23 protein-coding genes are annotated in these 26697 nt (G+C 30.9%); 15 read left to right on the top strand and 8 right to left on the bottom strand.

Features of this window, described 5'->3' with window-relative positions; translation table 11 throughout:
• Positions 1–2 precede the first annotated feature (2 nt).
• Positions 3–650, bottom strand: coding sequence for a rhomboid family intramembrane serine protease (locus tag BM549_RS07290; RefSeq protein WP_013871444.1), 648 nt, complete (start codon positions 648–650; stop codon positions 3–5).
• A 61-nt stretch (positions 651–711) separates the two neighbouring features.
• Between BM549_RS07290 and BM549_RS07285 the strand changes: the two genes are divergently transcribed.
• On the top strand, positions 712–1602 hold the full coding sequence (locus tag BM549_RS07285) for a lysophospholipid acyltransferase family protein (RefSeq protein ID WP_290469665.1): 891 nt from the start codon (positions 712–714) through the stop codon (positions 1600–1602).
• Between the two features lie 58 nt (positions 1603–1660).
• Here BM549_RS07285 and BM549_RS07280 read toward each other — a convergent pair whose 3' ends face one another.
• Both BM549_RS07280 and glmM read right to left on the bottom strand, forming a co-directional pair.
• Positions 1661–3160, bottom strand: a complete 1500-nt coding sequence (locus tag BM549_RS07280) for an aminotransferase class V-fold PLP-dependent enzyme (RefSeq protein WP_290469664.1) — start codon at positions 3158–3160, stop codon at positions 1661–1663.
• A gap of 27 nt (positions 3161–3187) precedes the next feature.
• Positions 3188–4576 carry a phosphoglucosamine mutase gene (gene glmM / locus BM549_RS07275; protein WP_290469663.1) on the bottom strand — a complete coding sequence of 463 codons (1389 nt, stop codon included), beginning with the start codon at positions 4574–4576 and terminating at the stop codon, positions 3188–3190.
• Positions 4577–4699: 123 nt separating this feature from the next.
• Here glmM and BM549_RS07270 point away from each other — a divergent pair, with 123 nt between their 5' ends.
• The 3 genes from BM549_RS07270 (at position 4700) to BM549_RS07260 (ending at position 7814) form a co-directional block, all read left to right on the top strand.
• The gene (locus BM549_RS07270) at positions 4700–5293 is read left to right on the top strand and encodes an acyl carrier protein phosphodiesterase (protein WP_290469662.1); all 594 of its coding nucleotides are present in this window, start codon (positions 4700–4702) and stop codon (positions 5291–5293) included.
• Positions 5294–5312: 19 nt separating this feature from the next.
• Positions 5313–7001: a gamma-glutamyltransferase gene (gene ggt / locus BM549_RS07265; protein ID WP_290469661.1), complete on the top strand. Its 1689-nt coding sequence runs from the start codon at positions 5313–5315 to the stop codon at positions 6999–7001.
• A 72-nt stretch (positions 7002–7073) separates the two neighbouring features.
• Positions 7074–7814 (top strand): hypothetical protein, encoded by a 741-nt coding sequence (locus BM549_RS07260; protein ID WP_290469660.1) that lies wholly within the window; start codon positions 7074–7076, stop codon positions 7812–7814.
• Between the two features lie 3 nt (positions 7815–7817).
• Here the strand turns inward: BM549_RS07260 and BM549_RS07255 are convergent, their stop codons facing one another.
• Positions 7818–8345, bottom strand: a complete 528-nt coding sequence (locus BM549_RS07255; RefSeq protein WP_290469659.1) for a hypothetical protein — start codon at positions 8343–8345, stop codon at positions 7818–7820.
• 147 nt (positions 8346–8492) lie between these two features.
• On the opposite strand from BM549_RS07255, the gene BM549_RS07250 reads away from it, so the two are divergent.
• The 8 genes from BM549_RS07250 to BM549_RS07215 all read left to right on the top strand — a co-directional run bounded on the left by BM549_RS07250 (position 8493) and on the right by BM549_RS07215 (position 20388).
• Positions 8493–8864: a hypothetical protein gene (locus BM549_RS07250; RefSeq protein WP_290469658.1), complete on the top strand. Its 372-nt coding sequence runs from the start codon at positions 8493–8495 to the stop codon at positions 8862–8864.
• A gap of 121 nt (positions 8865–8985) precedes the next feature.
• Positions 8986–11817 carry an excinuclease ABC subunit UvrA gene (uvrA, locus tag BM549_RS07245; protein WP_290469657.1) on the top strand — a complete coding sequence of 944 codons (2832 nt, stop codon included), beginning with the start codon at positions 8986–8988 and terminating at the stop codon, positions 11815–11817.
• 94 nt (positions 11818–11911) lie between these two features.
• On the top strand, positions 11912–12079 hold the full coding sequence (locus tag BM549_RS07240; RefSeq protein WP_013871454.1) for a lmo0937 family membrane protein: 168 nt from the start codon (positions 11912–11914) through the stop codon (positions 12077–12079).
• Between the two features lie 181 nt (positions 12080–12260).
• Positions 12261–12950, top strand: coding sequence for a TIGR00730 family Rossman fold protein (locus BM549_RS07235; RefSeq protein ID WP_013871455.1), 690 nt, complete (start codon positions 12261–12263; stop codon positions 12948–12950).
• Between the two features lie 74 nt (positions 12951–13024).
• Entirely contained in the window at positions 13025–15850 is a 2826-nt protein-coding gene (locus BM549_RS07230) for a metalloprotease (RefSeq protein WP_290469656.1), read from the top strand.
• A gap of 162 nt (positions 15851–16012) precedes the next feature.
• A complete protein-coding gene (locus BM549_RS07225; protein WP_290469655.1) occupies positions 16013–18421 on the top strand; it encodes a thiamine pyrophosphate-dependent enzyme in 2409 nt (802 codons plus the stop codon).
• A gap of 99 nt (positions 18422–18520) precedes the next feature.
• A complete protein-coding gene (locus BM549_RS07220; protein WP_290469654.1) occupies positions 18521–20128 on the top strand; it encodes a class I SAM-dependent methyltransferase in 1608 nt (535 codons plus the stop codon).
• On the top strand, positions 20125–20388 hold the full coding sequence (locus tag BM549_RS07215; RefSeq protein ID WP_290469653.1) for a DUF202 domain-containing protein: 264 nt from the start codon (positions 20125–20127) through the stop codon (positions 20386–20388). The genes BM549_RS07220 and BM549_RS07215 overlap by 4 nt, the downstream gene beginning before the upstream one ends.
• A 45-nt stretch (positions 20389–20433) precedes the next feature.
• On the opposite strand, the gene BM549_RS07210 is transcribed toward BM549_RS07215, so the two are convergent.
• Positions 20434–21270, bottom strand: coding sequence for an alpha/beta hydrolase (locus BM549_RS07210; RefSeq protein WP_290469652.1), 837 nt, complete (start codon positions 21268–21270; stop codon positions 20434–20436).
• Positions 21271–21443: 173 nt separating this feature from the next.
• On the opposite strand from BM549_RS07210, the gene BM549_RS07205 reads away from it, so the two are divergent.
• A complete protein-coding gene (locus BM549_RS07205) occupies positions 21444–21914 on the top strand; it encodes a hypothetical protein (RefSeq protein WP_290469651.1) in 471 nt (156 codons plus the stop codon).
• 67 nt (positions 21915–21981) lie between these two features.
• On the opposite strand, the gene BM549_RS07200 is transcribed toward BM549_RS07205, so the two are convergent.
• From BM549_RS07200 to holA, 3 genes are all read right to left on the bottom strand, one after another.
• Complete coding sequence (locus BM549_RS07200; RefSeq protein WP_290469650.1) at positions 21982–23115, bottom strand: MBL fold metallo-hydrolase; 1134 nt, start codon at positions 23113–23115, stop codon at positions 21982–21984.
• 236 nt (positions 23116–23351) lie between these two features.
• Complete coding sequence (locus tag BM549_RS07195; protein WP_290469649.1) at positions 23352–23912, bottom strand: type 1 glutamine amidotransferase domain-containing protein; 561 nt, start codon at positions 23910–23912, stop codon at positions 23352–23354.
• 174 nt (positions 23913–24086) lie between these two features.
• Positions 24087–25091, bottom strand: a complete 1005-nt coding sequence (holA, locus tag BM549_RS07190) for a DNA polymerase III subunit delta (protein ID WP_290469648.1) — start codon at positions 25089–25091, stop codon at positions 24087–24089.
• Positions 25092–25208: 117 nt separating this feature from the next.
• On the opposite strand from holA, the gene BM549_RS07185 reads away from it, so the two are divergent.
• Complete coding sequence (locus BM549_RS07185; RefSeq protein ID WP_365337177.1) at positions 25209–25655, top strand: type I restriction enzyme HsdR N-terminal domain-containing protein; 447 nt, start codon at positions 25209–25211, stop codon at positions 25653–25655.
• A gap of 24 nt (positions 25656–25679) precedes the next feature.
• On the top strand, positions 25680–26678 hold the full coding sequence (locus BM549_RS07180; RefSeq protein ID WP_290469647.1) for a glycosyltransferase family 2 protein: 999 nt from the start codon (positions 25680–25682) through the stop codon (positions 26676–26678).
• Positions 26679–26697 lie beyond the last annotated feature (19 nt).

Genomic DNA, 26697 nt, shown 5'->3' with positions numbered 1-26697 from the left:
AATTATATTTTTCCTAAGCGTTTTAGTATAAATAAAAGTATAATTGGTACCGCTAATAAAACAATCATTAAAATACTGGTTTTAAATAACCACGATGCCAAAATTAAGGTTAATACATAGCCTCCAATTGCTCCACCAAAATGAGCGTCATGACCAATATTATCATTTCGGGCTTTCATGCCATAAATAGAATATAACAAATAGCCAACCCCAAAAACATAAGCAGGAATTGGTATAGGAATAAAAAATAAATACAAACTCATACCTGGCTGCAATAGTATTGCCGAGTAAATAATACCCATAACTGCTCCACTTGCTCCAACTGCCGTATAATGATATTCGTTTTTATGAAAATAATATGATAAAACATTACCCAATAATAAACTGCCCAAATAAATTATAACAAAATTTATATCGCCTAACATACCAACAACAACTGGTGCAAAAAAGTACAACGAAAACATATTAAATATTAAATGTTGCAAATTAACATGCAAGAAACCAGAGCTTAACATTCTAATTTTCTCTCCTCTAATAATTGCGCCAATACTAAACTTGTATTTTTCAAAAAACTCAAAATCGTTAAAACCTTTTAAAGAAGCAATAACATTAGCTCCAATAATTACAAGTGTTATAATATTTATGTCCATTAACTACTTAGTTTTATTTTAAATATAGCATATCTTTGTATTGCAAATCTAAAACTAATTGATGCAATTTTTAGTCTATATTTTAATTTATCCGTTTTTCTGGATAATTTCTATCCTTCCGTTTAAGCTTTTATATGCTTTTTCCGATTTTCTATACCTTTTTATCTATCGTATTTTTGGATACCGAAAAAAAGTTGTAATTAATAATCTACAATTAGTATTTCCTGAAAAGTCTTCAGAAGAAATAAATACAATCACAAAAAAATTCTATCACCACTTGTGTGATATGATTGTAGAGTCTATGAAATCTATGACTATTTCTGAAGCCGAAATGAAAAAACGCTACACTTTTACTAATGTTGAAGTAATAAAGAAACTTGAACAGGAAAACAGAGATATTATTATTATGTGCGGCCACTACGCAAGTTGGGAGTGGATTTTTATTTTACAAACTTACGTAAGTCATAAAGGTTTTGGCGTATATAAAAGATTAGGAAACAAATATTTTGATAGACTTATAAAACGTATTAGAGCTCGTTATAATAGCCATTTAATCACCACCAAAGAAACTATACAAACTTTAAAAGATGTAAAAGCTAGTGGTGAGTTAAGTATTACTGGGTTTGTTGCAGACCAATCTCCAAAACCAGATAAGGCACACCATTGGAACGAGTTTATGGGAGTAATGGCTCCAATACATACAGGTGCAGAAATGCTTGCTAAGCGATTAGATATGGCAGTTGTGTTTTTTGATGTTAGAAAAGTTGGACGTGGTTATTACCAAACAACATTTAAAACAATTGCAGAAAACCCAAATACATTTGATAATTATGAAATTACAGACATATTTAAAAACTATGTTGAGCAACAGGTAAAAGAAGAACCAGAATATTATTTATGGACTCACAAACGCTGGAAACACCGCGATAAAGTGCCTAAAAAGTTTTTATAAAAAAAGGCACTCATTAAAAGCATAAACATTAATACTTTTAATGAATAACCTCCTGTTTTTAAAGCTTAAACCAATCTTCTACACGAGTATCTTGCTTTGGTATAAAAGTTTTATGTATAAACTCGTTGTTTGCTTTATTATACTCGTAGTCTTTAGACCATTCTAAGTGGTTTTTAGCTAATGCTATTAAGCTTTCACAAACATAGTCTATCTCATCACAAGTTGTAGTTGGGTGAATAGACATACGTATCCAACCTGGTTTATGTGTTAAATCTCCCGAAGTAATTTCACAGGTTAAAGCATTAGACTTCTCACGGTCTACATTTAATAAATAATGCCCATAAGTACCTGCACAACTACAACCGCCACGAGTTTGAATTCCAAAGCGATCGTTTAATATTTTAACTCCTAAATTAAAATGTAAATCTTCAATATAAAAGGATACTACACCCAACCTATCTTTTTGGTTTGGAGCTAAAATTTTAATGTTATCTATATCTCCAAGGTTTTTAAATATTAAATGTAATAGTTCATGCTCACGATCTAACATGTTTTTTACACCCATTTGGTCCTTTAGCTTAATTGCTAATGCCGTTTTTATAGTTTGTAAAAATCCAGGTGTTCCGCCATCTTCTCTATCTTCTATACTATCTATATATTTGTGCTCTCCCCAAGGATTTGTCCATGATACAGTACCACCACCTGGACAATCTGGAATCATGTTTTTATATAGTTTTTTATTAAAAACTAAAACACCAGAAGTTCCTGGTCCTCCTAAAAACTTATGAGGAGAAAAGAATATAGCATCTAATGCTTCGTCTTCATCTTCTGGATGCATATTAATATCTACATAAGGTGCAGAGCAAGCAAAATCTACAAAACAAACACCGCCGTGCTTATGCATCATTTTTGCAATTTTATGGTGTGGTGTTTGTATTCCTGTAACATTACTACCAGCTATTACAGATGCTATTTTTAATGTACAGTCTTTATATTGCTCTAAAAGCACTTCTAAATTTTTAATACAAAAATTACCATCTTCTCCAGCAGGAATAACTTCTACTTTAGCCATAGTTTCTAGCCATGATGTATGGTTAGAATGGTGCTCCATATGTGTTACAAAAACTACTGGTCGTAACTCATCTGGAATTGTAGCATATTTTCTAATATTCTCTGGTATTTTTAAACCTAAAATACGTTGAAACTTATTTACTACACTTGTCATCCCGTTTCCTGCTACTATTAAAACATCATCTGCATTAGAGTTTACATGACCTTTAATAATATGTCTTGCTTTATGGTAAGCATTCGTCATTGCTGTACCAGATACTGTAGTTTCGGTATGCGTATTAGCTACAAAAGGTCCAAACTGATTTGTAATTTTCTCTTCAATTGGCCTGTATAATCTACCTGAAGCTGTCCAATCTGTATAAACCATTTTTTGTTTACCATATGGCGATTCAAACTCTTGGTCTATACCTATTATATGTTTTCTAAATTGAGAAAAATAAGCCTCTAATTCAGATTTTTGTTCTCTTGGTGCTTTTGTAGTAATCATGAAAATTATCTTTGTGTTACTAAAATACTAAATATTAGCTATTTGCTTAATTTCTGCAATAATCTTATCTGCTAATTCATCTGCTTTTTCTTGTGATAATGCTTCAGTATAAATTCTTATAATAGGCTCGGTGTTACTTTTACGTAAGTGTACCCAATTGTCTGCAAAATCAATTTTCACACCATCAACAGTGTTTAAATTTTCATCTTTATATTTTACCGCCATTTGTTTTAAAATCGCATCAACATCTATTTGTGGCGTTAATGCAATTTTCTTTTTACTCATAAAATAACTTGTATAAGTTTTGCGTAACGCACTAACACTCATTTTCTTTTCGGCTAAAAGTGTTAAAAATAAAGCGACACCAACCAGTGCGTCACGGCCATAATGAGATGCTGGATAAATAATTCCTCCATTTCCTTCACCACCAATTACAGCATTATTTTTTTTCATTAAAGCTACTACATTTACTTCTCCAACTGCACTAGCTTCATACGTTCCGCCATGTTTTTCTGTAACATCTCTTAGTGCTCGAGTTGAGCTCATGTTACTTACTGTATTTCCTGGATTTTTACTTAAAACATGATCTGCACAAGCTACTAAGGTGTACTCTTCACCAAACATATCTCCGTTTTCGTCCATAAATGCTAATCTGTCTACATCTGGATCTACTACAATTCCAAAATCTGCATTATGCTTTTGCACCTCTGCAGATAAATCTGTTAAATGTTCTTTAAGCGGTTCTGGGTTATGAGGAAAATGCCCGTTAGGTTCACAATATAATTTTACTGCTTCTACACCTAAACGTTCTAAAAGCAAAGGTATTGCAATACCTCCTGTTGAATTAACTCCATCTACAACAACTTTAAAATTAGCTGCTTCAATAGCACTTTTATCTACATATTCTAGTTCTAAAACCTCATCTATATGCAAATCTATATAAGCTTGATTTTTAGTTATTTTTCCTAAATTATCTACATCTACAAACGCCATGGCATCGCTTTCTGCGATATCTAGAATTTTTGCACCTTCTACTGCATCTAAAAATTCTCCTTTTGCATTTAATAATTTTAATGCATTCCATTGTTTTGGGTTATGACTTGCAGTTAAAATTATACCACCATCGGCATGTTCCATAGGTACTGCAATTTCAACTGTTGGCGTAGTAGACAAACCTAAATCTATAACATGAATACCTAATCCTACCAGAGTATTCATTACTAAGTTCTGTATCATTTCTCCAGATATTCTTGCATCACGCCCAACAACCACACGATAATCTTTTTTATCACGTTGTGATTTTAACCATATACCGTAAGCAGATGCAAACTTTACAGCATCAATTGGTGTAAGGTTATCGCCAACGTTTCCGCCTATTGTACCTCGAATTCCTGAAATAGATTTTATTAGTGTCATAAATTATTTTCTTAATTATTGCACAAATATACTATTTCAAAAGCGTAATTATAAATTATGAATTTGTAAATTGACGATTGTAAATAATCTAACTAAATTATTCCTGCCTCTGCAGGAAAAACTATGAATTTCCTAGCGCACATTTATCTTTCTGGTAACAATAAACAAATAACTATTGGTAATTTTATTGCTGATGGTATTCGAGGTAAAAAATATCTTAAATACCCAAAAGATATACAAACCGGTATTTTATTACATCGCCAGATTGATACTTTTACAGATGCACATAAAACAGTTAGAGTTAGCACGAAAAGGCTTCACAAAAATTACGGGCATTATTCTGGTGTAATTGTAGATATTTTATATGATCACTTCTTGGCTAAAAACTGGAGCCAATATTCTAATGTGCCTTTAGCAGAATATATTGAAGATTTCTACACTAATTTACAAGATAATTTTGAAATACTTCCTTCTAGAATTCAAAAAATGATGCCTTATATGATTTCAGACAACTGGCTTTTAAGCTATGCCTCAATAGAAGGCATTGCAAAAGTTTTAGATGGTATGAATCGTAGAACACAAAATCGTTCGCAAATGAATTTAGCCATAAACGAACTACAAGAATTCTATAATGATTTTGAAGACGAGTTTACCCAATTTTTTGATGAACTCATCCACTTTTCTGCAAAAAAATTAAAAGAAATAAAAAACCGATAAACTACTTTACTACCGTAATATGAAATTACAGAACACGCTAACTTATTTAGCAGTATTAACAGTCTTTTTCTCTTGTAAAAAAGAAGAACCAATACGTGGATTAATTACTAAAAATGCTATGGTTGTTTCTGCTAGAACAGAAGCTTCTAATATTGGCAAACAAATTTTAGAGCAAGGCGGAAACGCTTTTGATGCTATGATGGCCACAGATTTAGCTTTAGCAGTTTCTTATCCTTATGCGGGAAATCTTGGTGGTGGCGGTTTTATGGTTTATAGACTTAACAGTGGTAAAATTGGTGCCATAGATTATAGAGAAAAAGCGCCTTTAGCTGCAACAAAAAACATGTATTTAGATTCAATAGGCAACGTTATACCGCATTTAAGTACTCGCGGTGCAATGGCTGTTGGTGTTCCAGGTACTGTTGCTGGTGTTTTTGAAGTACATAAAAAGTTTGGCTCTTTACCAATTACAACCATAATTAAACCTGTAATAGAATTAGCTAAAAAAGGATTTGTAGTTACAAAAAAACAAGAAGTTAGATTAGCCGAAAAATTAAAAGATTTTAAAATCACCAATAAAGATTCTATTCTTTTTACAAAGGTTTGGAAAGAAAACGACACCATAAAACAGCCACATTTAGCTAAAACCTTAACTCGTATTATGAATAATGGCAGCGATGAGTTTTATAAAGGACAAACAGCTAAAACACTAGCTAGATTTATTCAGGAAAATAGCGGTATAATAACCAAAGAAGATTTAGCTAATTACAAACCAGTATGGAGAGAACCAATTACTTTTAATTATGATGATTTACGTATAATTTCTATGTCTCCACCATCAAGCGGTGGCGTGGCAATGGCACAAGTTTTAAAATCTGTAGAAGCTTTTGATTTAGATAAATTTGGACATAACTCCGTAAAAACTATTCAAGTATTAGCAGAAGCAGAACGTCGTGCCTATGCCGATAGAAGTTACTATTTAGGTGATCCAGATTTTACTAACATACCACAAGATAAATTAATAAGTGATGCTTATTTAAAAAACAGAATGGCAAGTTTTTCATTTAAAAAAGCAACACCATCAAGTGAAGTTTCTCATGGCACTATAGATATTGTTGAAAGTAACGAAACCACACACTACTCTATTATAGACCAATTTGGAAATGCTATTGCTGTAACCACAACTTTAAATTCTGGTTACGGTTCTAAACTATATTGCCAGGAATTAGGTTTCTTTTTAAATAATGAAATGGACGATTTCTCTAGTAAACCTGGCATTCCAAATGTTTATGGTCTTATTGGCGCAGAAGCCAATGCCATTTTACCAGAAAAACGCATGTTAAGTTCTATGACACCAACTATTGTAGAAAAAGACGGTAAACTTTTAATGAGCGTTGGAACTCCTGGCGGATCTACAATTATAACATCAGTATTACAAACTATTTTAAATGTGCATGAGTTTAAAATGAGTATGAAAGAAGCTGTTGAAGCACCACGTTTTCATCACCAATGGTTACCAGACGAAATTAGAATGGAACCAAACCGCTTTAGTAACGACACCATTTTAGCTTTACAACAAAAAGGCTACACCATAAATGAAGAACGCTCACCTGTTATTGGCATTGTTGATGGTATATTAGTTTTGCCAAATGGTACCCTTGAAGGTGGCGCAGATTCTCGTGGTGACGATGCTGCCGCAGGATTTTAAAACTTACTATATATTTTTCAGTATTTTTGCACAAAAATTAGCCTAGCTTAAAAGTATTTTTATCTATATATAATGAGGAAAAAGAAAAAACTTACAGTAAAAAGAATATTAAAAATTATTGCAGGAATTATAGTGTTCTTTACCTTACCAACACTACTACTCTATGGTTTTGTTTACTTTAAATATAATGAAGAGTTACCTCAAGGTGAAAATACACCACAAGCAGATATTTTAGCAAATAAAATGCTAACTGCTTTAAATTTTGAAGCTTATAAAGCAACAGATTATATTGAGTGGACTTTTAAAAAACGTCATCACTATAAATGGAACAAAGCAAAAAATATTTGTGAAGTTTACTGGAAAAACTACAAAGTAAATCTAGATTTAAACAACAAGTTTAATAGTAAAGTGTTTAAAAACGAAACACCAATTACTAGCCAAGACAAAAATGAACTTATTGAAAAAGCAATCACTTATTTTAATAACGATTCTTTTTGGCTTGTTGCACCATACAAAGTGTTTGATAATGGTACAACAAGGAGTATTGTTACAAAAGAAAACAATGAAAAAGCCTTATTAGTAACTTATAATTCTGGTGGTTCAACACCTGGAGATTCATACCTGTGGCATCTTGATGAAGAACACAAACCAAAAAGTTTTCAAATGTGGGTAGACATCCTACCTATTGGCGGCTTAAAAGCAACGTGGAACGATTGGAAAACAACCAAAACCGGAGCTCAATTACCAACATTTCATAAAATGATGGTTTTAGGCATTGAAATTGAAGATATTATAACCAAACAATCATTATAGTTCCTATTTACTCTTCTGCCCAACAAACTGCTGTGCTTTCACTTTAAAAAGTACATTAAAGGTTGTTAAGCTTCCGTAGCTTCGTGTAATATATTGCTGTAAATCTATTTTCTCTTGTTCGTCTAGATTTTTACTTGAATTTATTTTTTGCTCCATAACTCGCAAACGGTCACGAACCATTGTTATTTTATGAAAAAAATCGTCAATTTTTATTTCTTTGCTTTTTAAATTGGTATCTCCTGGCTCTAAAATTAGTTTTCCGCCTTTCCATTTATCTCCAATGTGGACAACCTCACTAACATCGCTATACTTTTTAAGTAAGCGCATAAAGCTTTGTTCTACATCAAAAAAACTAACTGTATCTACTTCATTTTCTGCTGCTTCAATAACCTCTATACTTTCATCTAAATCAATAGTTTCTAGTCCGTTTTCAATAAAAGTTACCCAATACTGTTTATTATCAACATTTGTTATAACACCTTTACCTAATTCAGTGTGATTTATCCTTGAACCTATTCCTAATATTTTCATTTTAATTATTTTTCAAAATTATTTTTACAAGCTAAATGTATCATTTATTTTATTGAATAAAAATTTAAAATTTGTTTGTTAACAATTTCTAAAAGCACTTGATAATTCTATTTTTCTATAGTATTTTTAAAATAAAAACAAATTATCATGAAATTACTTACAACCATCTGTTTTATAGTTTTAAGCTTATCTTTAAGCGCAAAAAACTCAAATTTAATTTTACAAAATATGCCAGAAGTTGGTGATCACTATATTGTAAATGAAAATACCGGTGAAACTTACAAGCATATTAATTTTCCAAGACCAAATATTTTAGTTAAACGTGGTGCAGTTGCAAGCTACAATAGTGTAAAAGATGCTATTGTTACAGTAACTAATGTTGCTAAAAATAAAAATGGCGAAACAATTATTACCGTAGAAAGAAAAGACGGTACAAAGTTTTTTGGCTTTTTAAAGTCGGCAGAAATTAATTATGAAAAAGCATTAGAAGCTAAAGAAATAGCTAAACTTAAAGCTTAATTAGCGCGCTTAAAACATTAAGTATCATCACTATTTCTATAAACTAAACTCACAATATTATTACAACAAAAACCCGTATCTTTACACCTTTTCTTAATGTAAAAAGGAAGGACAATAATTTATGACCAATTACGAAGAAAACATTGAGGTACAAGGTGCCAGAGTTCACAATTTAAAAAATATAGATGTTACCATACCAAGAGAAAAACTGGTTGTTATTACTGGTTTATCTGGTAGCGGAAAATCTTCTCTGGCGTTTGATACTATTTATGCTGAAGGACAACGGCGTTACATTGAAACTTTCTCTGCATATGCAAGACAATTTTTAGGTGGTTTAGAACGTCCAGATGTTGATAAAATTGATGGCTTATCTCCTGTAATTGCTATAGAACAAAAAACAACCAGTAAATCACCAAGATCTACTGTTGGCACTATTACAGAAATTTACGACTTTTTACGTTTACTTTATGCTCGTGCTAGTGATGCGTACAGTTATAATACTGGTGAGAAAATGGTAAGCTATAGCGACGAGCAAATAAAAAAGTTAATTATAGAAAGTTATAAAGGAAAAAGAATTAACATACTTTCTCCTGTTATACGTTCTAGAAAAGGACATTATCGTGAATTGTTCGAGCAAATTGCAAAACAAGGTTTTGTAAAAGTTAGAACCGATGGTGAAATTAAAGATTTAGTTAAAGGCATGAAGCTAGATCGTTATAAAAACCACGATATAGAAATTGTTATTGATAGACTTAAAGTTGATGATAATATTGCAAATGATAAACGATTAGATGAAACTATAAACACAGCCATGTATCATGGTGACGATGTTTTAATGGTTATAGATCAAGATACGCAAGAAGCTCGTTATTTTAGTAGAAATTTAATGTGCCCAAGTTCGGGAATATCATATCCAAATCCAGAGCCAAATAATTTTTCATTTAACTCGCCAAAAGGTGCTTGCCCAAATTGTAACGGAATTGGTAATTTATATCAAGTAAATGAAAGAAAAATTGTTCCAGACAATACGCTTTCTATTAAAAACGGCGCATTAGCACCACACGGTCCAGAAAAGAAAAGCTGGATTTTTAAGCAACTACAACTTATTGCAGAGCGGTTTAATTTTAAATTAACAGATCCTTATAAAGACATACCAAACGAAGCAAAACAAATTATTTTATACGGTGGTAATGATAAGTTTTCTGTTGAAAGTAAAACGCTAGGTATAACCAGAGATTATAATATAGATTTTGAAGGTGTTGCAAATTTTATAGAAAACCAATACAAAACGGCAGAATCTCGATCTTTAAAACGTTGGGCAAAAGATTATATGGACAAGATTAAATGTCCCGTTTGCGAAGGCTCAAGACTTAGAAAAGAATCTCTTTATTTTAAAGTAGCCGAAAAAAACATTGCAGAATTAGCCAATAAAGATATTGTTGATTTAGCTGAATGGTTTCAAGATTTAGAAAAACATCTTAGCGATAAGCAAATTAAAATTGCTGAAGAAATAATTAAAGAAATAAAAGCCAGACTTCAGTTTTTACTAGATGTCGGTCTAAATTACCTATCCTTAAACCGAAGCTCTAAATCACTTTCTGGTGGCGAAGCACAACGTATTCGATTAGCAACACAAATTGGTTCGCAACTGGTTGGTGTTTTATATATTTTAGATGAACCAAGTATTGGTTTACACCAGCGTGATAACGAAAAACTAATAAACTCATTAGTTTCACTTCGTGATATTGGAAACTCGGTAATTGTTGTTGAGCATGATAAAGATATGATTGAAAGAGCAGATCATGTTATAGACATTGGACCAAGAGCAGGAAAACATGGAGGAGAAATTATAAGCGAAGGCACACCAAAGCAATTATTAAAAGAAAACACACTTACTGCTGCATACCTAAATGGTAAAAAAGAAATTGAAGTTCCTAAAAAACGTCGTGAAGGCAATGGTAAGTTTATAGAACTTAAAGGCTGTACCGGAAATAATTTAAAAAATGTTTCGGTTAAATTTCCTTTAGGAAAAATGATTGGAGTTACTGGCGTTTCTGGCAGCGGAAAATCTACACTTATTAACGAAACTTTATACCCTATTCTTAACGCCTACTATTATAACGGTGTAAAAAAACCCATGCCATACAAAAGTATTAAAGGTTTAGAGCATTGCGATAAAGTTATAGATATAAACCAATCTCCAATAGGTAGAACTCCTAGAAGTAATCCTGCAACATATACAGGTACTTTTAGTGAAATAAGAAGTTTATTTGCTAAAATACCAGAAGCCATGATACGTGGTTACAAACCTGGAAGATTTAGCTTTAACGTTAAAGGCGGTCGTTGTGAAACTTGTAAAGGTGGCGGTTTACGTGTTATAGAAATGAATTTCCTTCCAGATGTTTATGTAGAATGTGAAACATGCCAAGGTAAACGTTTTAACCGTGAAACCTTAGAAATTAGATACAAAGGTAAAAGTATTAGCGATGTTTTAAACATGACAATTAATGAAGGCGTTGACTTTTTTGAAAACATACCAAAAATTCATAAAAAACTTAAAACCATAAAAGATGTTGGTTTAGGCTATATTACTTTAGGCCAACAGAGCACAACGCTTTCTGGTGGAGAAGCTCAACGCATTAAATTAGCCACAGAGTTAAGTAAAAGAGATACTGGAAATACGTTTTATATTTTAGATGAACCAACTACCGGACTGCATTTTGAAGACATTAGAGTACTTATGCTAGTACTAAACAAACTGGCAGATAAAGGTAATACCGTTTTAATAATCGAGCATAATCTTGATGTAATTAAAACCGTAGACCATATTATAGATGTTGGTTACGAAGGTGGTCAAGGTGGCGGACAAATAATTGTTGAAGGTACTCCAGAAAAAGTAGCTAAACATAAAAAAAGTTATACTGCAAGATTTTTAAAAAAAGAGCTTAATTAAATAACAAACCATTGTGTCTTTATTACTTTGTTAACAGTAAGGCGTTTTAATATTTTGTATATTTAAAATAGTTAACCATAAAAATCAAAAAATTATGAGAAGTATACTTTGGCTTGTAGCCGTAATTTGTATTATAATGTGGCTTTTAGGCTTTTTAGGCGTAATGCCAGGATTAGATGGTAATAGTTTAATTCACATTTTATTAGTAATCGCAGTTATAGTAATTCTTTATAACATAATTTCAGGTAGAAAACCACTATAAGAATTTAGTTTAAACATATTTAAAACGGCAACCTAAATGGTTGCCGTTTTTTATTTCAATATTTTAAGCTTAAAGTCACTATTTCTGTTAAATTTGTGATGCTGAAAATTATGCAACCTATTATTAATAGATAAATACTAATTACATCTTTCAAAAATAGAAAGTAAATAACATTATATACATGAGAAAAGAACAACATCACAAAGGTTGGAATGAAAATAAAACAAACGATTCTTGGGCAATCTTCAAAATCATGGGAGAGTTTGTTAACGGGTTTGAAAAAATGAGCCAAATTGGACCTTGTGTTTCAATTTTTGGTTCTGCAAGAACAAAACCAGATCATAAATATTATAAACTAGCTGAAAATGTAGCAAAACGTATTTGCGAAGCAGGTTATGGTGTAATTACTGGTGGTGGACCAGGTATTATGGAAGCAGGTAACAAAGGTGCACATTTAGCAGGAGGAACATCTGTTGGATTAAACATAGAATTACCTTTCGAGCAACATGATAATCCATATATAGATAATGATAAAAGTCTGGATTTCGATTATTTCTTTGTTCGTAAAGTAATGTTTGTAAAATACTCTCAAGGTTTTGTTGTTATGCCAGGTGGTTTTGGTACACTAGACGAGCTTTTTGAAGCCATTACACTTATACAAACAAACAAAATTGAAAAATTCCCAATAATACTTGTTGGTACAGACTTTTGGTCTGGATTAATTGATTGGGTTAAAGAAACTGTTTTAGATAAATTTACTAACGTAAGTCCTGGAGATTTAGATTTAATTCACCTTGTAGATACAGAAGAAGAAGTAGTAACTATTTTAGACGCTTTCTACAAAGAATATAACCTAAGTCCAAACTTCTAAAAGTTAAACTGTTAAATTGGCATACGTTTTTAAAAAATTATTACGTTATTAGTAAAAAAAGCGCTGTATATCCTTTGAAAAAGAATTACATATTACTCTCTCTATGCCTTATTTTTAGTAATCTGGTTATTAGCCAAAATACTATTGACATTAAAGCAAACTTTGATGTTTCAACAAAAAGCATACATATTTATCAAACTATAAAGTATTTAAATACTTCTAACAAAGTATTAGACACTATATACTTAAACGATTGGAGTAATAGCTATTCATCTAAAACAACGCCTTTAGCAACACGTTTTGCCGAAGAATTTAAAAACACATTTCATTTTGCAAAAGATGAAGATCGTGGTTTTACACTAATATCTTCTATTAAAGACGAAAATCAAGAACTATATCACTCACGACTAAAACAGCATCCAGATGTTATAAAAGTCGTTTTAAGTAAACCACTACAACCTGGAAACACATACAATATCACACTAAATTATACCGTACAAGTGCAAAACGATAAGTTTACACGCTACGGTATAAGTGATGATAATAATTTCATGCTACGTTACTGGTACATTACACCAGCAATATTTAATGGAAAATGGCAATATTATAGTAATAAAGATTTAAATGATGCTTATATACCAAAAGCAGAAATAACAATTGAAGCTAATTACGATGCAGCTTACACATTAATTTCAGAGTTAAATGAAATAAAATCTGAAGAAAATCAAGGTAGAAAAATAACTACAATACATGGTAAAGACCGTATAAACACAAAATTCACATTAAAACAAAACAACGATTTTAATACCGTTGAAACAGATTATTTTGCGATACAATCAAATATAGATACAGAAAATCTACCAAGCACAGATGTTGCAATTATAACAGATAGAGTAACAAAATATATTACTGAAAATATTGGCGAATACCCTCATGAAAAATTACTGTTAACTTGGATAGATTATAAAAAAGAACCAATTTATGGTTTAAATTTATTACCAGATTTTATTCGTCCGTTTCAAGATACATTTCAATACGAAATGAAAATATTAAAAACAGCGTTAAGAAATTACCTTGAAAATGTTGTTTTAATAAACCCAAGAGAAGACCAATGGGTAATAGATGGTATTCAAACCTATTTTTTAATAAAGTATGTAGAAGACAATTATCCTAATATAAAACTTACTGGAACATTAGGAAATATCTGGGGAATTAGAGCTTTTCATGCTGCAGATTTAAAATTTAATGACCAATACAATCTTGCCTATTTACATATGGCAAGGACAAACTTAGATCAGCCACTAACAATGGCAAAAGACTCTTTATTAAAATACAATAAAAATATTGGTAATAAATATAAAGCAGGATCAGGATTAAGATATTTAAACAGCTATAACAATAGTAAAGTAACAGAAAATGCAGTAAAACAATTTATAGCAGATAAAAAATTAAAAACCACCACAGGAATAGATTTCTATAACTATTTAAAAAATAATAGTATTAAAAATATAGATTGGTTTTATAATGATTTTTTAAATTCGAATACTAAAATAGATTACCGTATAAAAGACATAGATAAAAAAGGAGATTCATTAGTTGTTACTATTCTTAACAAAAAAGAAAATAATGTTCCAATTTCATTATTTTCTATTAAAAATGATACTGCCGTAAATAAAATTTGGGTTGAAGGCTTTAAAGGTGAAAAAACAATTACTATTCCAGGAGCAGATGTAGATAGACTAGCTTTAAACTACGACAAAATTATTCCAGAGGTTAAAGATAGAAACAATTGGAAAGCGGTAAATAAAGTGTTAGATAAACCAATACAGTTTAGGCTATTTAAAGATGTTGAAGATCCCGATTATAGCCAAATATTTTTTATGCCAGAGTTTGCATACAATCTATACGATGGTTTTTCGCCAGGACTTAAACTCTATAACAAAACAGTACTTTCAAAAGACTTTCTATATAAATTTAGCCCTAAATACGGTATAAAAAGTAATGATTTAGTTGGTAGCGCTTACTTAAGTTATATACACAGAAAAGAAAACGTTAAGAATTTTAGCACTAGATATACAGTAAGAGTTGAAAACTACAATTATGCTAAAGATTTATCTTACACAACTTTTACACCATCTATAAGTTTTGCCTTTAGAGACCCAAACGATTTAAGAAAAAACAAAAAACAATATTTAAATTTTAGATATGTAAGTGTAGATCGTGACGAAGACCCAACAGGAGAATTTGAAACAGAAGGCGAACCAAAATATGGTGTTTTTAATGCTAATTATGCCTCTATAAATAATAATTTAAAATACTTTAGCTCTCTAACTACAGATTTACAATTAGCTAAAGATTTTGGAAAACTTTCTGCAACAATAGAGTTTAGAAAATTAACCCAAAAAAACCGACAATATAATATAAGAGCTTATGTAGGAGCCTTTTTATATAACAATACTTTTCAAGACACCGATTTTTTTAGCTTTGCTTTAGACAGGCCAACAGATTACCTTTTCGATTATGATTATTTAGGACGAAGCGAAGATGAAGGCATAACTAGCCAACAACTTATTCTTGCCGAAGGCGGCTTTAAATCACAATTAGAACCTGCTTTTGCAAATCATTGGATTTCTACTATAAATGCGAGTACAACTATTTGGCAATACATCATGGCTTATGGTGATGTAGGTTTTGTAAAAAACCACAATTTAAGTCCTAAATTTGTTTATGATGCTGGAATACGATTAAATCTAGTACAAGATTATTTCGAATTATACTTACCTGTTTACTCTAACAAAGGTTGGGAAATTGCACAACCAGAATACGATAAAAGCATCCGTTTTATTGTAACTTTATCTCCAAGTACACTTGTGAAATTATTTACTAGACGCTGGTATTAATTAATTGAATTATTTTCAACAGATATTCATTTAAACCAATAATTATACATTATTCTTATCAAAAATCAGCTTTAAGTATTAATTTATCATTTTTTTAAGACATTTTAATGTTGCCAAAATCAGTTTTATTCGCTAAATTTGCTTATCAAAAAAACTAAACATATGAGCACAAATTCCGACTTAAAAAAAGAGCTTTCCTTTAACGATTTTAAAACACAAGTTTTAGAAGATTATAAGATTGCTGTAACCAGTCGAGAATGTAGCTTACTTGGACGCCGTGAAGTTTTAACCGGCAAAGCTAAGTTTGGTATTTTTGGCGATGGTAAAGAAGTACCGCAATTAGCATGGGCAAAAGCCTTTGCAAATGGTGATTTTAGATCAGGCTATTATAGAGATCAAACTTTCATGATGGCCATTGGCGAATTAACTATACAACAGTTTTTTGCTGGGTTATACGCCAATACAGATTTATCACAAGAGCCAATGTCTGGTGGTCGCCAAATGGGCGGACACTTTTCTACGTTTAGTTTAGACGAAAACGGAAACTGGAACAACCTTACAAAACAAAAAAATTCTAGTGCAGACATCTCTCCTACTGCAGGACAAATGCCAAGACTTTTAGGCTTAGCACAAGCTTCTAAAGTTTACAGAAATGTAAAAGGTATTGATACAACTAATTTTTCTAAAAAAGGAAACGAAATCGCTTGGGGAACAATTGGTAATGCTAGTACAAGTGAAGGTTTGTTTTTCGAGACCATAAATGCTGCTGGAGTTTTACAAGTACCAATGGTAATTAGTGTTTGGGATGATGAATATGGTATTTCTGTACATGCAAGACACCAAACAACTAAAGAAAACATTTCTGAAATTTTAAGTGGTTTCCAACGTGATAAAGATGCCAATGGTTATGAAATTTTAAAAGTTAAAGGTTGGGATTATGTTGCTTTAATTGAAACCTATCAAGAAGCTGCAAGAATTGCAAGAAAAGAACATGTACCTGTTTTAATTCACGTTAACGAACTTACTCAACCTCAAGGCCATTCTACATCTGGTTCTCACGAACGTTATAAAGATGCAGATCGTTTAAAATGGGAAAAGCAAAACGATTGTAATGTTAAACTTAGAGAATGGATGCTTGAAACTGGCATCTCTACAGACGAAGAATTAACTGCCATTGAAAAAGATATTAAAAAAGCTGTACGCGAAGGTAAAAAAGCCGCTTGGACTGCCTTTTTAAATCCAATTTTAGAAGAAAGAAAAGAAGTCTCTAAAATACTTACTAAAGTAGCAGAAACTAGTGCTAATAAAGTTTTTATAGAAAAATTAATTAACGATTTATCAGCTATTAGTGAGCCAGGTAGAAAAGATATTCTTTCTACAGCTAGAAAAGTACTACGTTATGTTGTTAACGAAGATTCTTCAGCTAAAACAACATTAATAAACTGGATTGATGGTTATTTCAATAAAATTCAACCAAAATACAGTTCGCATTTACATAACGAAACAAAATCAGCAGCAATAAATATAAAAGAAGTTAAACCTACTTACGATACAGATGAAGAAGTTGATGGTCGTGTAGTAATTAGAGATAATTTTGATGCTCTATTTAACAACTATCCAGAATCTTTAATATTTGGTGAAGATGCAGGAAATATTGGTGATGTAAACCAAGGATTAGAAGGATTACAAGAAAAATATGGTGAGTTACGTGTTGCAGATGCTGGAATTCGTGAAGCTACCATTTTAGGTCAAGGTATTGGTATGGCAATGCGTGGTTTAAGACCAATTGCCGAAATTCAATATTTAGATTACATTCTATATGCGTTACAAATAATGAGTGACGATTTAGCAACCTTACATTACAGAACAAAAGGACGCCAAAAAGCGCCATTAATTGTTCGTACTCGTGGTCATAGATTAGAAGGTATTTGGCATTCTGGTTCGCAAATGGGTGGCGTTTTAAATTTAATTCGCGGTATACACGTTTTAGTACCAAGAAACATGACAAAGGCTGCAGGATTTTATAATACTTTATTAGAAAGTGACGAGCCTGCTTTAATTGTAGAATGTTTAAATGGTTATCGTTTAAAAGAGAAAAAACCATCTAACTTTGGAGAGTTTAAAACACCTATTGGTGTTGTAGAAACAATAAAAGAAGGAAACGATATTACATTACTTTCTTACGGTTCTACATTAAGAATTGTAGAAGAAGTTGCTAAAGAATTACAACAAGTAGGTATTAATGCCGAGGTTATAGATGCACAATCTCTATTACCTTTTGATATTAATCATGATGTTGTAAAAAGTCTTGAAAAAACGAATCGTTTAATGGTTATAGATGAAGATGTTCCTGGAGGCGCTTCTGCTTACCTATTAGATCAAGTTTTAAATAAACAAAACGGGTATCAGTTTTTAGATAGTGCACCAAAAACATTAACAGCAAAAGCGCACAGACCTGCTTATGGTAGTGATGGCGATTATTTCTCTAAACCATCTGCAGAAGATATTTTTGAAGCTGTTTATGCTGTAATGCACGAAGCAAACCCAAAAACATTTCCTAAACTAAGGTAATAACTCAATTAACAATAGGTATACTTATTTATACTACTTTAAAGTTTTTTGCTTTTTTGTAAAGGTTTTTATTTATTTTTAAAATCTAACTTAAAAATTATGCTAACTAAAAAAGACAAAGAACTTTTAAGGAGTACTATTTTTAGACACTTAGATGGAATTGCAATAGCAACAACAACTTATGCATTGCACAAAAAAGGTGTACTAAATTACTTGCTTGATAATAAAACTACAACATTATCTAGCCTATCAAATCATTTTAATGCTAATGAAGGTTATTTAAATATAGCACTTAGACTACTTTGTTCTCAAGGTTGGCTTAATCAAGAGGTAGATAACGCAAAAGATATTGTGTCTTTTACAACAAACGATAAAAGTAATACTGCCTTTTCACTAGCACATGTTTACGAAGATGCTGTTTCTATATTAAATTATGCTGTAAAGTTTCCTGAAGAGCGTATTGGTAGTGATGCCTTTTTAGCTTTAGAACGCGTGTTCACAAAATATAGAGATAATTTTGGGTTAGATAAAGCCGAAGTTGATACAGTAGAATTTCAAATACTAAAACATATTGAAGGTTGTATTACTGCTCCAATTATTGTACTATTAGGTGTTAACGGTTTGTTTCATAAATATTTTATGGAAGCCTCTTTTACTGCAGAAGAGTACCATAAAGATCCAGAAAGTTTTAAAAAAATATTAGATTTTTTAAGTTATTTAGGATGGTTTAAAAAGAAAAATAATACTTACCAGTTTACAGACGAAGGCTTATTTTTTGCAAAAAGAGCATCGGCTTACGGTGTTACTGTTTCCTATTTACCAACATTTTTAAAATTAGACGAATTACTATTTGGTAACCCTACAATTCTTAAAAATGATGATCCCGAAACTACAGAGAAACACGTACATAGAGAAATGAATGTTTGGGGAAGCGGCGGCGCACATTCTACATATTTTAAAGTAATAGATCAAGTAATAATTGAGCTATTTAATAAACCAATAGACGAGCAACCTAAAGGCATATTAGATATGGGTTGTGGTAATGGTGCTTTTATACAACATATTTTTGATGTTATAGAACACCAAACCTTACGCGGTAAAATGCTTGAAGAATATCCATTATTACTTGTTGGTGCAGATTTTAATAAAGCAGCTTTAAAAGTAACAAGAGCAAATTTAATTAAAGCAGATATTTGGGCTAAAGTTATTTGGGGAGACATTGGCAGACCAGATTTATTGGCTAAAGATTTAAAAGAAGATTATAATATTGAGCTAAGCGATTTACTTAATGTACGTACATTTTTAGACCATAATCGTATTTGGGAAACACCTAAAAAACCATCAAATCGTATAAGTAGTTCTTGTGGTGCTTTCGCATATCAAGGTCAACGAATAAGTAATAACTTAGTTGAAGATTCTTTGTTAGAACATTTTCAAAAATGGAAACCATATGTAGAAAAATTTGGTTTATTAATTATAGAACTTCACACCATCAAACCTAATTTAACAGCTAATAATATTGGTAAAACCGCAGCAACTGCCTACGATGCTACACATGGTTATAGTGATCAATACATTCTTGAAGTAGATGTGTTTAATAAAATTGCAGAAGAAGCAGGTTTGATTCAAGACCCTAAATATTTTTCAAAATTTCCAAATAGTGATCTAGCCACTGTAAGTATTAATTTATTAAAAGGACAAATATGATAACGGATAATGATTTAACTACTAGAGATTGGTTAGCTATAGAGCGAACTAAGCTAGCAAACGAAAGAACGTTTTTAGCTTATTTTAGAACCTTCATTGTTTTTTTAGGTTCTGGTATAACCATACTAAAATTAGAGTTTTTAACCGAATTAAAAACATTTGGTGCCTTATTAACTGCTATATCACCACTTATACTTTTAATTGGTATTTTTAGATTATTAAAGACTAAACGTGTTATAAAAAAACACTATAAATTATAAAAAAAGCCTGCAATTGCAGGCTTTTAAATTAACTGTATTTCAATTTTAAGATTTTAAAAAATCTATTAAAATAGAATTTAACTCTTCCTTATGCGTAACGTTTAAACCATGTGGCGCACCTTTTATAATTTTATAAGTAGAATTAGCTATGCCTTTTGCTGCTTGCTCTGCAGATGTTCCTATTGGCACTGTATTATCTTCATCGCCATGCACAATTAAAGTTGGCACTTTTACATTTTTTAATTCGGGTCTAAAATCTGTATGCATCCAAGCTAAAGCTGCTTGAATTGTACCTCTTGGAGAAGCGTGAGAAGCCACTATAAAATCGTAATCTAAAACAGCTTGACTAATACGTCCTTCTTTTTTAGTTTCATCAAAATTATAAAACCCTTTATGAAAATCTTTTAAAAAGCCAACGCGATCATTTTCTAAAGCATTTTGTATGTCTTTAAGTGCAGATTCTGGTACACCTGCTTCATTATCATCCTTTTGTTTTACTAACGGGACAATAGAAGAAATTAATGCTGCTTTAGCAATTTTACTATCTCCATATTCTGTTAAATAACGTACTACTTCGCCACCACCCATAGAGAAACCAACTATAATTGCATCTTTAAGTTCTAAATCTTCAATAATTGCATTTAAATCACTAGCTAAAGATGAATAATCATATCCATCCCAAGGTGCAGAAGATATACCAAAACCTCTTCTATCGTAAGAGATACAACGGTAACCGGCTTCTACAATTTTCCAAACCTGGTGCTCCCAGGACTTTCTGCTTAGTGGCCAACCATGAATTAATATTACAGGTTGTCCTTTACCGTAATCTTCATAAAATATATCTACTTGTTCTGTACTTTTTTTGTTTGAAATAAATGGCATCTATTTAATTTTTGGTTAAAATTTTCTTTAAACTGAACTAAAACATTCAGCAACCAAAAGGTACTTCAATTCTAAAAAAAATACTGTTAAATAATTTTTAATTGTGATAAATTTAAATGTTATATTGAAAGCATAAACTAAAAAACAAACCCTTCTTTTTAAAAAGAAAATATATGAAAGCTGTTTCTGTAGTTACCATTAGAAAAGAGTTAAAACACAAAAGCAATCAAGAACTTGCCGAGTTATGCCTACGTTTATCTCGTTTTAAAAAAGAAAATAAAGAGCTATTAACCTATTTGCTTTTTGAAGCAGATAGTGAAACTGGTTACATAGAAACTGTAAAGCAAGAAATAGATGAACAGTTTAATTTAATTAATACCAATAGTTTTTTCTACATTAAAAAGAGTGTACGTAAAATTCTACGAAACACTAAAAAATATATTAGATACTCTCTTAATAAAGAAACTGAAGTTGAACTACTACTCTATTTTTGTAAAAAGCTTAAGGCTATGAAACCTTCTATATCAAGGAATACAACACTTACAAACCTTTATAACCGTAATATTGAAGCTATCACTAAAAAGGTTTTAAAACTACATGAAGATTTACAATACGACTATAATTTACAATTAGAATACATGTAAATTACCGCTATAATTAGTTTAAACTTCGCTTATAAGTATTCTGTTTATAGTATTAAGGTCTTATATTTTAAAGGTTTTTCCACCATTGGGTATAATTATTTGTGGTGTCTTTTACCATAATTTGCTGTCCAATAGTTGGTGTTATAACATCTAGATTTAAAGCTTTGGCTCTTTTTGTAACACGTTCTACAGGATCTGTCCATTCGTGTAGCGCTAATTTAAAACCTGCCCAATGTATTGGCATTATTCTTTTTGCCTTAACATCTACTCCAGCCTGTGCTGTTTCTTCTGGCATCATATGTATATCTGGCCACATTTTATTGTATTGACCACATTCCATTAAAGCTAAATCAAAAGGTCCATATTTATCTCCAATAGTTTTAAAGTGAGAAGCATATCCGCTATCTCCACTAAAGTAAATATTTTCAGTTTTAGAGCTTATTACCCATGAACTCCAAAGTGTACTTTGACCATTATTAAGTTTTCTTCCAGAAAAATGTTGAGCTGGTGTGCAAACTAATTTTAAGTTATCTAATTGTTTGCTTTGCCACCAATCTAACTCTGAAATTTTATTATTAGGTACTTTCCAAGCTCTTAAATGCTCTCCAACGCCAAGTGGTACATAAAATTGTTTTGTTTTATCTTTTAAACTTAGTATTGTTTTATAATCTAAATGATCGTAATGGTCATGAGAAAAAATAACTGCATCTATTTCTGGCAGCTTTTCAACTTCTAAAGGAAATTCTTTGTTAAAGCGATTTGCTCCTAAAATTTCTAATGGCGCAGCAACCTTACCAAACATTGGGTCTAAAAGTATATTTTTATTATCTATTTGCAATAAAAAAGACGAATGCCCAAACCAAAGCATTCTAGCTTCTCCTTTATAATTTGCAATAGATGCAGAGTCTATTTTGGTTGGAACTAAGTCTGCCTTTGGTCTTGCGTTAGGTACTTTTTTAGTAAAAAAAGTATAAGTAAGTTTCATGGTTTCTAAAAAACTTAATTCTTTTGGAACAGGATTTGTGTTTTTAAACTTTCCGTTCTTATACTGTTTCGATTCTGAATAAACAAGTTGTTGCTCCTTACTTATGTCTCCTCCAAAACTAGGATAAAAATTAGTGAATAACAGATATGTTATTACAAGCATACCAATAATTACAAGTGTTATAAGCATTACAGATTTAAGTATTTTTTTAAACATTCTATTTAAATTGGCTCAATATTATTTTATCAAAAATACAATCTTCCAGCCATTTTTTAATAAGCATTGTAACACCATATACATTATTACTTTAGTTGTATGATATTAAGTATCTGTCAATATGGAAATCACTCTTGTAAATAATACTATTTTACTCATAATAATCTCCATGTTGCAATTTATTACAAAAAAAAAGCAACCTAATGGCTGCTTTTTTATTTTGCTCTTTATATTTATTAAGCTACTTGCTCTTCATGTTTACCTTCGTAAACTTCCTCTACTAATTTAGAGTTAAAAGCAGGTAAATCGTTTGGATTTCTACTCGTTACTAAACCGCTATCGCAAACTACTTCTTCATCATACCATTTAGCACCTGCATTTTCAATATCGGTTTTTATAGAATTATATGAGGTTACTTTTCTACCTTCAAGAACTCCAGCTTCGGCTAAAAGCCATGGTGCGTGACATATCGCTCCTACTGGTTTATGATTTTCGAAAAATGATTTTATAAAATCTATAGCATCATCATTTTGCCTTAAAGTATCTGGATTTATTACGCCTCCAGGCAACATTAATGCATTATAATCTTTTTCTGAAACTTCGCTTAAAGTTTTGTCTACTTTATAACTATCACTCCAATTACCGTTATCCCAAGCTTTAATTTCTCCTTTTTCAAGAGAGACAATATGCACATCTGCTCCTGCATCTTCTAAAGCTTTTTTTGGTTCTCTTAATTCGCTTTCCTCAAATCCATTAGTTGCTAAAATTGCAACGGTCTTTCTATTTAAATTTTCCATTGTTAGTGTTTTAAGATTAATAAATTGTTTACTCGAAGATACTATGATTAAAGGCTTTTATAAGAATTTGAAGCTTGCTTTAACTTCAATTTAGCACGAGATGTTAACGAAATAATCTCAAGTGTTAATTTAAAAATAAAACGTTAATAAAATTAAGATTAGAAACGAGAAAGGTTAATTTAAAATTCTTACCAACAACTCTTTTAATAAATCTTTTTGCGGCACTGCATTGGCATTCACACCTTTGCTTTTAACATCAAATTCACGTAAAGTAGCAACAATACCACTTACTTTACGCATAGGAAAATTACGTGCAGCATCTAAATATTCGCTTACAAAGTATGGGTTTACACGCAATGCAGAAGCTACGCTTCGTGGAGACTTATCATTCATACCATGTAATTGCAATAATTGAGAAAAGAAATTATAAAGTAGTGAAACAGTTACAACCATTGGGTTGTCTTTTGGGTTATCACCAAAATAGGTTATAATTTTAAATGCTTTTGCATCATTTCGGGCTCCAATAGCTTTACGTAGTTCGAAATTATTATAGTCTTTACTAATACCTATATTTTCTTCTATATGCGATGGTGTAATTTCTGAACCTTCGGGAAGTACTATTTGAAGTTTTTCTAATTCATTATTAATTTTAGCAAGATTAGTACCTAAAAATTCAACAAGCATCTGCGAAGCCTTTGGAGTAATTTTATAACCTTTTGTAGATAAGGTTCTTCTAATCCAATCTGGTACTTGATTATCGTAAAGTTTCTTACTCTCGAAAACAATACCCGATTTTTTAATTGCTTTATAAACAGCCTTACGTTTATCTACAGATTTGTATTTGTAACACAAAACCAAAACAGTTGATGGCTGTGGATTTTTAGCATAATCTGATAGTTTGTCTATAGTTCTAGATAAGTCTTGTGCTTCTTTAACAACAACCACTTGCTTATCTGCCATCATAGGAAACCGTTTGGCATTACCAACAATATCTTCTATTGTTACATCACGACCGTATAATACCATTTGGTTAAAACCACGTTCTTCTTCTGCTAAAACATTGTTTTCAATAAATTCTGAAATTTTATCAATATAATATGCTTCTTCACCCATTAATAAATAAATAGGTGCTAGTTTATTGTTTTTTATGTCTGTTACCAGTTGTTTTACTTCGTCCAAAGTTATAGCAATTCCAAATTAAAAAATAAAAATTCCAAAATAGAAACTAATAAAAAGCGTTTGTTATTTGGTATTTAATTGTTGAAGTTTAACTTTGAAAAAACTATAAAACACTGCATGCAAGAGCTTAACTTTCCAAAGTTTTCGTTCCGTTTCAAAAATAGCGAAAATAAAGTATCTATATTCGATGCAATTCGTAAAAAATTTGTGATTTTACAACCAGAAGAATGGGTTAGGCAACATTGTGTACAGTATTTAATTGATGTAAAAGGCTACCCTAAATCGTTAATTAATGTAGAAAAAGAACTAAAAATCAACGATTTAAAAAAAAGATATGATATTGTTGTTTTTAATACAAACGGAAGCATACATTTAATTGTAGAGTGTAAAGCACCAAAAATAAAAATTAGTCAGGCTAGTTTTGATCAAGTTGCCCGTTACAACTTGGCATTAAACGCAACATATTTAATGGTAACTAACGGTTTAAACCATTATTATTGCATGATGGATTTTGAAGCAGAAAAATATAATTTTCTTCAAGATATCCCAGATTTTAAGCATTAGAATTTAATACATAACAATAAGAATTTGAAAATAGCAGTCGTTATATTAAACTGGAATGGTAAAAAACTTCTTGAAACCTTTTTACCTTCTATTATAGCATATTCAAAAGAAGCAACCATTTATGTTGCAGATAACGCATCAAGTGATGATTCTATAGCATTTGTTGAAAATAATTATGCCACAGTAAAAATTATAAAAAATAAGGAAAATGGTGGCTATGCTAAAGGTTATAATGACGCATTAAAAGGTTTAAAAGAAGACATTTTTTGCTTAATAAATAGCGATATAGAAGTTACAGAACAGTGGCTAACTCCAATTATACAAACTTTTAAAAACGAAGAAAACACAGCAATTATTCAACCTAAAATATTAGATTATAAAAATAAATCTTATTTTGAATACGCTGGTGCAGCAGGTGGTTTTATAGATAAATTTGGTTATCCTTTTTGCCGAGGTCGTATTTTTAATACTATAGAAAAAGATTTAGGGCAATACAATAACAATACAAAAATTTTATGGGCGACTGGTGCTTGTTTTTTTATTAGAAGAGACGTGTTTAACAGCTTAAATGGGTTTGACGAATCGTTTTTTGCACATATGGAAGAAATAGATTTATGTTGGCGAGCATACAATCAAGGTTTAATTGCTAAATATATTTGGAAATCTACAGTGTATCATGTTGGAGGCGCTACCTTAAATGCTACAAATCCTAAAAAAACATATTTAAATTTTAGAAATAGTTTAGCAACCTTAACAAAAAATGCATCTGGTAACTTATTCATACTAATATTAGTACGGTTAACATTAGATGGTATAGCCGCTTTAAAGTTTTTATTCGAATTAAAATTTCGTCACATCCTTGCAATATTAAAAGCACATATAAGTTATTATTCAAGATTACCTAGGCTAATTAAACAACGAAAAAAACTAAATCAAAAAAACAAGTATTACACAACCAAATCTATTGTTTGGTCTTATTTTATTGACAATAAGAAGCTTTATTTAAAATTAAAAAGTTTTTAGTAAAAGTTTTGTTAATGCT

Source organism: Lacinutrix sp. MedPE-SW, from assembly GCF_001874145.1.
Taxonomy (GTDB): Bacteria; Bacteroidota; Bacteroidia; order Flavobacteriales; family Flavobacteriaceae; genus Lacinutrix.
The sequence above is the reverse complement of the archived record's forward strand: the minus strand, read 5'-3'. Positions and strand labels throughout refer to the sequence as shown.

Excerpts from the sequence above, each read along its gene's own strand:
- BM549_RS07290 (WP_013871444.1), bottom strand. The coding sequence starts at position 650 with ATGGACATAAATATTATAACACTTGTAATTATTGGAGCTAATGTTATT.
- BM549_RS07285 (WP_290469665.1), top strand. The coding sequence starts at position 712 with ATGCAATTTTTAGTCTATATTTTAATTTATCCGTTTTTCTGGATAATT.
- BM549_RS07280 (WP_290469664.1), bottom strand. The coding sequence starts at position 3,160 with ATGATTACTACAAAAGCACCAAGAGAACAAAAATCTGAATTAGAGGCT.
- glmM (WP_290469663.1), bottom strand. The coding sequence starts at position 4,576 with ATGACACTAATAAAATCTATTTCAGGAATTCGAGGTACAATAGGCGGA.
- BM549_RS07270 (WP_290469662.1), top strand. The coding sequence starts at position 4,700 with ATGAATTTCCTAGCGCACATTTATCTTTCTGGTAACAATAAACAAATA.
- ggt (WP_290469661.1), top strand. The coding sequence starts at position 5,313 with ATGAAATTACAGAACACGCTAACTTATTTAGCAGTATTAACAGTCTTT.
- BM549_RS07260 (WP_290469660.1), top strand. The coding sequence starts at position 7,074 with ATGAGGAAAAAGAAAAAACTTACAGTAAAAAGAATATTAAAAATTATT.
- BM549_RS07255 (WP_290469659.1), bottom strand. The coding sequence starts at position 8,345 with ATGAAAATATTAGGAATAGGTTCAAGGATAAATCACACTGAATTAGGT.
- BM549_RS07250 (WP_290469658.1), top strand. The coding sequence starts at position 8,493 with ATGAAATTACTTACAACCATCTGTTTTATAGTTTTAAGCTTATCTTTA.
- uvrA (WP_290469657.1), top strand. The coding sequence starts at position 8,986 with ATGACCAATTACGAAGAAAACATTGAGGTACAAGGTGCCAGAGTTCAC.
- BM549_RS07240 (WP_013871454.1), top strand. The coding sequence starts at position 11,912 with ATGAGAAGTATACTTTGGCTTGTAGCCGTAATTTGTATTATAATGTGG.
- BM549_RS07235 (WP_013871455.1), top strand. The coding sequence starts at position 12,261 with ATGAGAAAAGAACAACATCACAAAGGTTGGAATGAAAATAAAACAAAC.
- BM549_RS07225 (WP_290469655.1), top strand. The coding sequence starts at position 16,013 with ATGAGCACAAATTCCGACTTAAAAAAAGAGCTTTCCTTTAACGATTTT.
- BM549_RS07220 (WP_290469654.1), top strand. The coding sequence starts at position 18,521 with ATGCTAACTAAAAAAGACAAAGAACTTTTAAGGAGTACTATTTTTAGA.
- BM549_RS07215 (WP_290469653.1), top strand. The coding sequence starts at position 20,125 with ATGATAACGGATAATGATTTAACTACTAGAGATTGGTTAGCTATAGAG.
- BM549_RS07210 (WP_290469652.1), bottom strand. The coding sequence starts at position 21,270 with ATGCCATTTATTTCAAACAAAAAAAGTACAGAACAAGTAGATATATTT.
- BM549_RS07205 (WP_290469651.1), top strand. The coding sequence starts at position 21,444 with ATGAAAGCTGTTTCTGTAGTTACCATTAGAAAAGAGTTAAAACACAAA.
- BM549_RS07200 (WP_290469650.1), bottom strand. The coding sequence starts at position 23,115 with ATGTTTAAAAAAATACTTAAATCTGTAATGCTTATAACACTTGTAATT.
- BM549_RS07195 (WP_290469649.1), bottom strand. The coding sequence starts at position 23,912 with ATGGAAAATTTAAATAGAAAGACCGTTGCAATTTTAGCAACTAATGGA.
- BM549_RS07185 (WP_365337177.1), top strand. The coding sequence starts at position 25,209 with ATGCAAGAGCTTAACTTTCCAAAGTTTTCGTTCCGTTTCAAAAATAGC.